Consider the following 8701-nt stretch of genomic DNA (forward strand, 5'->3'; position numbering starts at 1 on the left):
GCACCGCCGTCCGTCCCTGACGGCCGCGTACGGACACCCGTACGCGGCCGTCAGGCGCGCGGCAGGGGCAGTTCGAACCAGACGACCTTGCCCACCGCCTTGCGGGCGGTGCCCCAGCGCTCGGCGAGCTTGGTGACCAGGGTGAGGCCGCGGCCGGTCTCGCCGAGCTGCTCGGCCGGTTCCAGCGAGGGCAGGTTGTGGTTGTCGTCGCTGACCTCGACCAGCAGCTTGTCCACCCGGATCAGCTGGAGCTGGACGCGGTCCCGGGCGACCCGGACCGCGTTCGTCACCAGCTCGCTGACCAGCAGCTCGGTGGTGTCGCTGATCGCCTCCAGGTGCCAGCCGGCCAGCTGCTCGCGGACCAGCGAACGGGCCCGGCGGACCTCGCGGTGGTCCACGGTGAGGTCCCAGGTGGCCACCTCGGAGGGGGCGACCCCGTCGAAGCGGGCCACCAGCAGGGCGACGTCGTCCTTGCGGTCGTCGGTGTGCAGCCGCCGCAGCACCTCGTCGCAGGCCTGCTCGGGGCTCTGCTGCGGGTCGATCAGGTTGCCGCAGAGCGCGGCCAGCCCGGCTCCTATGTCCCCGCCGCGGACCTCGACCAGGCCGTCGGTGCACAGCACCAGCATCGAGCCGTCCGAGACGTCGATGGTCTTGGCGACGAAGGGCACCCCGCCGACGCCGATCGGCGCACCGGCCGGGATCTCCAACAGCTCCCCGGTGCCGTCGGGGTGGACCAGGACGGGCGGGACGTGGCCGGCGCTGGCCAGCTCGCAGGTCCGGTTGATCGGGTCGTAGACCGCGTACAGGCAGGTCGCGAGGTGGTCGTCGCCGAGCTTGTGGGCCAGGTTGTCCAGGTGGCGCAGCAGCTGGCCGGGTGGCAGGTCCAGGGCGGCGAGGGTCTGCATGGCCGTGCGGAAGCGGCCCATCGCGGCCGCCGAGTGGATGCCGTGGCCCATCACGTCGCCGACCACCAGGGCGACCCGGCTGCCGGGCAGCTGGATCGCGTCGAACCAGTCGCCGCCGACCTCGGCCTTGGGGTCGCCGGGCAGGTAGCGGTGGGCGATCTGCACACCGGGGATCTGCGGCGGGCGGGTCGGGATCATCGAGCGCTGCAGGGTGGTGGCGACCCTCGCCTCGGCGCGGTGCAGCCTGGCGTTGTCCAGCGACAGCGCGGCGCGGACGGCGAGCTCCTTGAGGGTCGCCGCGTCACTCTCGTCGAAGGGGGCGCGGTCGGGCAGCCGGAGCAGCTTGAGGATGCCCAGCACGGTGCCCCGGGCGGAGAGCGGGACGACCAGCATCGAGCGGCCGGAGACCACCGGGGCCAGCCGGACGCCGCCGAGCGCGATCGCGTAGTCGACCGCGACGTCCGCGCTGACCACCGGGACCAGCACCGGCTGGTTCAGCTGCAGGGCCATCCCGGGCGGGGTGCGGCGCGGCATGCTGACCAGCGAACCCTCGGTGAGGACGTGCTCCCAGGCGCCGCCGGTCTCGTTGTGGACCAGGGCGACCCGGCGCAGCATGGTGTCGTCGTCCGGGCGGGCGACCGGCAGCTCGGAGTCCGAGATCAGCCCGTCCACCAGGTCCACGCAGGCGAAGTCGGCGACCCGGGGGACCAGCACCTTGCACAGCTCGTGGGCGGTGAAGCCGAGGTCGAGGGTGGTGCCGACCTTGCCGCCGACCTCGTTCAGCAGGGCCAGCTGCTCGCCGGCCTGCCCGTTGGTGAGGAACGGGCCGAGCCGGCCGCTCGGCGGGGGCTCGGCGCTCGCGGGGGCCGGAACCGGGACGGGCGCGGCGGGGGCGTCCGGTGCCCGGTCGGCGCGGGGCGGCGGGTGGCCGTTGGCGGCCGACCCGACGGGGGCTCGGTCGATGGCGGCACCTCCTCCGGTGGGTGGGGGGACCTCCCGGCCGGAGGCCGGCGGGGGGACGGACGGACCGGCGCCGGCCGCGGCACCGCTGACGGCGGCGACCGGCCGGGAGACCGGGAGTTCGGCGGCGTCGTGCCGGTCGGCCCCGCTGTGGTCGGCGTCGTCCCCGGTGGCCTCGCGCTGGGCCGGGAGCGGCGCGGCCGGGCGGCGCCCGGGCGCGGTCTGCTCGGGCTGCGGCGGCGGGCCGACCCGGGCGGCGCGCTGCTGCGGCGTCGGGTAGCGGCGGCCGAGGCCGGCGGCCGCGTGCGCCGTCCCGCTCTGCGCGTCGGCGGGCAGCACCGGCAGCACGGTGACCGCGTCCAGTCGAAGGGCGGGCGGTCCACCGAGTCCGACCGCGGTCAGCATCGCCGCGCGGTGGGCGGCCGGGAGCAGCCGGGCCAAGGGCTCGGGCACCCGGTCGGTGGGCGCGGTGAGCGCCGCGGCCAGCCCGTGGAAGCCGCCCCGGGCGGCGGGTGCGGCGGAGAACGGCAGCAGCCGCTCGCCGATCGCGAGCCGGGGGCCGGCCGTGCGCAGCGGACGGGCGTCGGCGGCCAGCGCGAGCAGCCCGCCGGCCGGGCCGGGCAGCGGGTAGGCCCACCAGAGCACGTCGCGCTGGTGCTCCTCGCGGTCGGTCACGGTCAGCCGGCCGGCCCAGGGGCGGCCGGCTGCGGTCAGCTCGGCGAGGGTGTCGAACGCGTCGCAGGCGCGGCGGACCGAGCACCGGCCGAGCACCCGCGACTCGAAGGCGGGCAGCAGGCCGGAGGCGGGGCGGTCGTGGGCGACCTCGGCGCGGTGGCCGAACAGTTCCTCGGCGGCTCGGCCCCACTGCGCGATCCGGCCGGACCGGTCGACCTGGACGAGGGCGAGCCGGACCAGGGCGGCCACGCCCGCCGGGTGGTCGCCCGGTGCGGGTCCGTCGGCCGCCGGACGCGGTGTGGAGTTGGACTCGGCCACCATGGATTCGGTCTGCTCCCGCCTGGCCGCCACGCCTGGAGGCGGCCGTTCCTCCGGAGGAAGGCACGCTGTGCGGATACCAGCGAAGCACGGACCGGGCCGGGCTTGATACCGAAACGGGGAGATTCCTCAGTTTCGGTTGCGTGTCTCGGGGTGCGCGCCGGTCCGCACCTCCGGTTCACCCGGACGGGGCTTCCGCACGCGGCGGTAGGGTGGCAGGCCGGGCCGCCGGTGCGGCGGACCCGCAGGACGCAGCCGGCCGGACGAGACAGAGGCGAGAAGTGAGCGCGCAGAGCCCCGCCCGCTGGACGGACCCGGAGCAGCAGCAGCTGGAGGAGCGGGTCGCCGCCGCCGAGCTCGCCTGGCTGAGCATGGACGTGGACGTGCAGACGCTGCGCGTCGAGATCGACAACTTCGCCCTGATCCACCATCAGCTGCTCGGCCCGCTGTACGCCCGGCTGGACGAGCTGGACGCGCTGGTCGCCGAGGCGGTAGCGGCCCGCACCGGTCTGCCCGAGGACCTGCGCCGGGCCGCCGAGGCCCGCCGCCAGGTCGAGGAACTGCCCGACCTGGACGCCCTGTTCGACTCCGTGCAGGAGCAGCGGGAGCAGTCCGGCCAGGGGGAGGAGGCGGCCCCGCCGCCGCCCGCCGCGCCGGCCCGGGTGCGGCCCGGCAAGGAGGCCCAGCGGGTCTACCGCGAGCTGGTGCGCCGTGCCCACCCCGACCTCACCACCGACCCGGCCGAGCAGGAACGCCGGGCGGCCTTCCTGGTCCGGGTCAACGAGGCCTACGCGCTCGGGGACGCCGCCGCGCTGGAGGGCCTGTCCGCCGAGTGGTCCACCGCGCCGGAGGCCGCGCCCGCCGTCGACTCCCCCGACCGGTCGGACTGGCTGCACCGGCGGCTGGACTGGCTGACCGACAAGATCGCCCGGACCGCCGCCGAGCAGGTCCGGCTGGAGCAGACCCCGATGGGGCAGCTGCTCGCCCTCGCCCCGCAGGACCCGGACCGGCTGCTGGAGCAGCTCGCCGAGGAGCTGCTGGCCAAGGCCGCCGACCGGCAGGCCGAGCTGGAACGGCTGCTCGGCGCCCGCGGTCCGGTGGACGGCTCCGGGCCGGCGCCGGTGCCGGTGGGCGACAATGGCACGGACCCGACCGACCCGCCTTCCCACGCCCAGGAGAGCCACACGATGTTCGCGCAGATCCCCACCGCCGACGCCGCCGCCGTGCCCGCCGACGCCGCCCTGCTGGACGTGCGCGAGCAGGACGAGTGGGACGCCGGCCACGTGGACGGCGCGCTGCACATCCCGCTCGGCCAGGTGATCGCCCGCCTCGGCGAACTGCCCGAGGAGAAGCTGTACGTGCTCTGCCGGGTCGGCGGCCGCTCCGCGCAGGTCGTCCAGTACCTGGTCCAGCAGGGCCGGGAAGCGGTGAACGTGGACGGCGGGATGTACGCCTGGCAGAGCGCCGGCCGTCCGATGGTGAGCAGCACCGGCCAGGAGGCCTTCGTCCTGTAGGTCCCCGGGCCTCCCGGGCCTCCCGGGCCTCCCGGGTTTCCGGGCCTCCCGGCCCGCCGCGGCCCGTCCCGCCCCGTAGGGCAGGATGGGCGCGCGGGCGCGCCGGTACCGGGCCGGGCACCACCGCCCGCCGACCGGGCTGGGGAGGCCATGACGGAGACGACGGACCGGCCGGCCCGGGGGAGGGCCTGGTCGAGGCCCGCGCAGCTCGTCATCGGCCTCGCGGGGGCGGCACTGATCGGCGGTACCGGGCTGTTCCTCGCCGCGGTGTTCCTGCACGTGGCGCCGGCCAACTCGCTGTCCCGGCAGTACCGGGACGAGATCGACGGCGTGGTCTACCCGGAGTTCGAGCAGAATTGGAAGCTGTTCGCCCCCAACCCGCTGCAGCAGAACGTCAGCCTGGACGCCCAGGTGCGGACCGTCGCGCCCGGCGGGGCGACCAGCACCCGGGACTGGACCGGGCTGACCGCGCGGGACATCGCCGCGATAAGGGGCAACCCGGCGCCCAGCCACGTCGACCAGAACCTGCTGCGCCGGGCCTGGGACTTCTACGACGGCTCGCACGACCCTCAGGACGAGGCGCCGACGACCCCGCGCGGCAAGCTCGCCGAGCAGTACCTGAAGCGGATCGCGCTGCAGCGGATCGGCCGGGACGCGGGCGGCGAGCGGATCCTGGAGATCCGGTTCCGGGTGACCACGACCACCGTCGCGCCGCCGACCTGGAGCGGTGAGGCCGCGCCGCCCGCAGCCAAGGTCCGGGAGCTGCCGTGGTGGCCGGTGGCGGACGAGGACTACCGGGGGCTGCTCGGATGAACGAGGTGTCGGAGCGGGAACCCCGGCCGGAGGGGGCGCCGCCCCCGGCCGGCGCGGTGCTGACGGACGGCGTGGTGCCGGGGCCAGGCGCGGTGCCGGGAGACGGTGTCCCGGGGCAGGCCGGCGCCGGGCAGCCGTCCGTACCCGGGCCGGACCGGCCGGACGCGTCCGCGCCGCGCGGGCCGGGCCCGGCCGAACTGCTCGGACGGGCCGTCGAGGCCTTCACCGGTCGGGTGCTGGGGCGCCACCAGGCCGCGGTGGTGCGGATCGGCTTCGGACTGGTCTGGCTCGCCTACCTGCTGCGCGAGTGGCCCAACCGCCGGGTGCTGTACGGGGACCGTTCCCCCTGGTCGATGGAGCTCGCCGACCGGCTGCTGGGCGACGACGGGGCGTTCACCGTGCTGCCCTGGTTCGACGGGCGGCCCTGGTTCGAACTGGTCTACCACCTGGGGGTGCTGGCGGCCCTCGCCGTGCTGCTGGGCTGGCGGACCAGGGCGAGCACCGTGCTGTTCCTGGTCACCGTGCTGTCGCTGCAGAACCGCGACGTCTTCCTCGGCGACGGCGGCGACAACGTCGTGCACCTGATGGCGGTCTACCTGGTCTTCACCCGCTGCGCCGAGGTCTGGTCGCTGGACGCCCGGCGGGCGCGGACCGGGCGGTCCGGCCGGACCGGGGTGGTGCTCTGGGCCGTGCTCGGGGCCGTCCTGGCGGCCTGTCAGTTCGGCGGCTTCTCCGGCACCGGCCTGACCTGGACCGCCCGGACCTTCCCGTACCTCGGGTGGTCGCCGCTGTTCTGGGGGCTCTGGGCGGTGGCCGGGGTCTGGTGGGTGCTCGGGCGGCTGCACCCGGACGGCGAACCGCGGGCGGTGCTCGACGCGCTGGCCACCATGGTGCACAACTGCGCGATGCTGGTGATCGCCGTCGAGGTGGTGCTGATCTACGCGACGGCCGGCTGGTACAAGGTGCAGGGTTCGCGCTGGCAGGACGGCACCGCGTTGTACTACCCGCTGCACCTGGACTACTTCACCCCCTGGCCCGGGCTGTCCGCGCTGGTCGGTTCGATGCTGCTGCCGGTCTTCCTGATCTCCTACGGAACCGTGGTCCTGCAGGTGGCCTTCCCGTTCACCCTGCTCGACCGGCGGGTCAAGAACGTGCTGCTGGCCGTCATGGTGCTGGAGCACGTGGGGATCGCGGTGGTCCTCGGGCTGCCGGTGTTCTCGCTCGCGATGATCGCGGCGGACGCGGTGTTCCTGCCGACCGGCGCACTGCTGTGGGCGGCGCGGGTGAGCCGGGTCCTCACGAGCCGGATCCGGTGGAGGCCCGCCCCCTAGGATGTCGTTATGTCCTGGTTCGATGCGCTTCGTGACACCGCACGGACCGGGCTCACCCTGGACCGGGCGCTCACCGACCCCAAGCGGGCGATGCGCGGGGCGGTCGCCGTGGCGCTGGTGCTCTTCCCGACGCTCGCGCTCGGCGGGGTCTCGCTCGCCACCTCGGCCGCGATGGGGGCGTTCATCGCCGGCTCGGCCACCTTCCAGCGCAGCTTCCGGCCCCGGGCCAGCCTCGCCGTCGCGGCCGGGACAGGACTCGGGATCAGCACCTTCCTCGGCTACCTGGCGGCCGGCGTCCCCGGCCTGTTCCCGGTGCTGCTCGCGGTGTGGGCCTTCGTCGCCGGGCTGGCCTGGGCGATCGGGCCCACCGCCGGCGTGGTCGCGACCAACACCGTCTCGGTGATGCTGATCGTCGTCCAGCTCCCCGTCAGTGCGGCCGAGGCGCTCGGCCACGGTCTGGTCGCCGCGCTGGGCGGGGTCGTCCAGGCCACCGTCATCACCCTCTGGCCGATCGGGAGTTGGACCGCCCAGCGGGACGCCCTCGCCGACACCTACGCCGAACTGGCCGACTACGCGCGCCGGTTGCGCCAGGACCCGACCGCGCACGTGGACCCGGAACCGTTCATGACCGCCCGGCACGCCTCCGCCGTCACCCCCTGGCAGGACCGCCACCGGCCGGCCGAGCTGCGCGGCCTGCGCGGCCTCGCCGAACGGATCCGGCCCACCCTGGCCGCGCTCGCCGACCCCAAGGTCGGCGCCCCCGGGGAAGGACCGGAACGCGACCGGGCCCGGGAGGTGCTGGCCGCTTCCGCCGAGGTCATGGACGCCCTCGCCCGGGCGATCCGCACCGGCGAGCCGGTCCGGCTCCCCCGGTCCGCGCCCTCGCTCTCCCTCGTCCCGCCGGACGACGCGCCCCGATTGCGGGGAGCCGCCCGGCGGTCCGCCCGCCGCCTGGGCGGACTGCTGCGCAAGGCCGCGGACACCCTGGACCGCGGCGACGAGGACACCATCACCACGCCCGTGGTCGGGGCCGGCGGGGCGCTGTACAAGCCGACGATCGGCCGGATGCTGCCGGTCGCGCTGCGGGCCGTGGGCCGTCAGCTGCAGCCGCGCTCGGCGATCTTCCAGCACGCCGTCCGGCTCACCGGGGTGGTCACCGTCTCCTACCTGCTGGCCCGGCTGGCCGGTTTCCACCACGGCTACTGGGCGCCGATGACCGCCGCGATGGTGATGCGGCCGGACTTCGCGCAGACCTACAGCCGGGGCGTCGCCCGGCTCGCCGGGACGGTCGTCGGGGTCGCCGTCTCCACCCTGGTGGTGCAGCTCGCCCACCCCGGGGAGTGGGTGCTGGCCGCGCTGGCGGTGTGCTGCATCGGCGGGGCGTACCTCGCGTTCCGGACCGGGTACGCGCTGACCACCGTCGGGATCTCGACGTACGTGGTGTTCCTGCTCGGGCTGCAGCAGGGCGACCCGCTGGTGACCGCCGTCGAACGGGTCGGGCTGACGCTGCTCGGCGGGTCGATCGCGCTCGTCACGTACGCGCTGTTCCCGACCTGGCAGACCGCCCGGCTCGGGGAGCGGCTCGCCGAGTGGCTGGCGGCGGCCGGGCGGTACGCGGGGGCGGTGATCGCCTGCTACGAGACGCCGGCCGCGCCGCGCGGACGGGCCGTGCGCAGCGCGCTGCTGGACTCGCGGGAGGCGCGGTCCGAGCTGATCCAGGCGATGCAGCGGGCCGACGCCGAACCGGGGCGGCACGAGTCCGGGCTGGCCGATGTGAGCCGGCGCCAGGTCGACCGGGCCCGCGCGGCGGTCGGGCACCTCGGGCGGGCGGCGGTGCTGCTGGAGGCCCACCTGCCGGCGGCGGACGCCGAACCCGTGGCGGGTACGGCGGAGTACGCGGAGGAGCTGCGGCTGGCCACCGCGCTCGCGGCGGGGGCGCTGCTGACGGGCCGGCCGGTGGAGTTCGGGGCGGTGCGGGACGCGCAGGCGCGGCTGGAGGAGCGGCTGGCGCGGTCGCCGGCGGGGGTGCAGCGGGACGTGGTGCGGGCGGGGAGCCGGCTGGTGGAGCAGGCGCTGCGGGACCTGGAGCGGGCGCTGCGGGGGAGCGCGGAGCCGCGGTAGGCGGGCCGCTGGGCCGGCCGCGCCCCGACCGGGGGTGGGCCGGGCGGGGGGCGGGGCGGGGGGA

At 76.1% G+C, this 8701-nt stretch carries 5 protein-coding genes; 4 read left to right on the plus strand and 1 reads right to left on the minus strand.

Going from position 1 to position 8701, the window contains the following annotated elements:
* Window positions 1–50 precede the first annotated feature (50 nt).
* Complete coding sequence (locus ACFV04_RS32250; RefSeq protein WP_380534337.1) at window positions 51–2861, minus strand: SpoIIE family protein phosphatase; 2811 nt, start codon at window positions 2859–2861, stop codon at window positions 51–53.
* A gap of 278 nt (window positions 2862–3139) precedes the next feature.
* Between ACFV04_RS32250 and ACFV04_RS32255 the strand changes: the two genes are divergently transcribed.
* The 4 genes from ACFV04_RS32255 to ACFV04_RS32270 all read left to right on the plus strand — a co-directional run bounded on the left by ACFV04_RS32255 (window position 3140) and on the right by ACFV04_RS32270 (window position 8637).
* Entirely contained in the window at window positions 3140–4372 is a 1233-nt protein-coding gene (locus ACFV04_RS32255; protein WP_380346691.1) for a rhodanese-like domain-containing protein, read from the plus strand.
* A gap of 150 nt (window positions 4373–4522) precedes the next feature.
* Complete coding sequence (locus tag ACFV04_RS32260) at window positions 4523–5185, plus strand: DUF5819 family protein (RefSeq protein ID WP_380346690.1); 663 nt, start codon at window positions 4523–4525, stop codon at window positions 5183–5185.
* Window positions 5182–6516 carry an HTTM domain-containing protein gene (locus ACFV04_RS32265; RefSeq protein ID WP_380534339.1) on the plus strand — a complete coding sequence of 445 codons (1335 nt, stop codon included), beginning with the start codon at window positions 5182–5184 and terminating at the stop codon, window positions 6514–6516. The genes ACFV04_RS32260 and ACFV04_RS32265 overlap by 4 nt, the downstream gene beginning before the upstream one ends.
* Before the next feature lie 9 nt (window positions 6517–6525).
* Window positions 6526–8637, plus strand: a complete 2112-nt coding sequence (locus tag ACFV04_RS32270; protein WP_380534341.1) for an FUSC family protein — start codon at window positions 6526–6528, stop codon at window positions 8635–8637.
* Window positions 8638–8701 lie beyond the last annotated feature (64 nt).

Source organism: Kitasatospora sp. NPDC059599 (assembly GCF_042735125.1).
Taxonomy (GTDB): Bacteria; Actinomycetota; Actinomycetes; order Streptomycetales; family Streptomycetaceae; genus Kitasatospora.

Bases quoted from the DNA above. Each gene is read 5' to 3' on its own strand.
- ACFV04_RS32250 (WP_380534337.1), bottom strand. From the start codon at position 2,861: ATGGTGGCCGAGTCCAACTCCACACCGCGTCCGGCGGCCGACGGACCC.
- ACFV04_RS32260 (WP_380346690.1), top strand. From the start codon at position 4,523: ATGACGGAGACGACGGACCGGCCGGCCCGGGGGAGGGCCTGGTCGAGG.
- ACFV04_RS32265 (WP_380534339.1), top strand. From the start codon at position 5,182: ATGAACGAGGTGTCGGAGCGGGAACCCCGGCCGGAGGGGGCGCCGCCC.
- ACFV04_RS32270 (WP_380534341.1), top strand. From the start codon at position 6,526: ATGTCCTGGTTCGATGCGCTTCGTGACACCGCACGGACCGGGCTCACC.